This is a genomic window from Corynebacterium sp. HMSC075D04, from assembly GCF_001815635.1.
GTDB lineage: Bacteria > Actinomycetota > Actinomycetes > Mycobacteriales > Mycobacteriaceae > Corynebacterium > Corynebacterium coyleae.
Genome location: NZ_KV821359.1, coordinates 1 through 316 on the forward strand (window position 1 = coordinate 1; position 316 = coordinate 316).

The window sequence follows — 316 nt, forward strand, 5'->3', positions numbered from 1 at the left end:
AGGGCCGCTTCGATGCGCTCTCGCGCTATGCCGATCAGGTTATTGACGCGAAGAAACCCGCGCCTGAAAAGCAAGTGCGGTTTTCTCGTGCTCGCGAAGGGATGGCCACGCTGCACTTGACGCATTCGGCACGCAACATTGCCGATATTGAGCACACGCTGCGTGGGCTGATCGATACGGAACTGCCACCAGCCGGCCAGATGGCTGATGCACTCATGGATATCTTGCGCGGCGATGGCGATGGTGGTGGAGTGCCGCATGCAGTACCACGCCCGATTGTTATGGTGCCGCTTCCCGAATGGACGCGTATCCAATC

Annotated in this window: 1 pseudogene; it reads left to right on the forward strand. The window is 59.2% G+C overall.

Going from position 1 to position 316, the window contains the following annotated elements:
• Positions 1–316, forward strand: a pseudogene (locus tag HMPREF3048_RS12315) (HNH endonuclease); the annotation flags it as partial.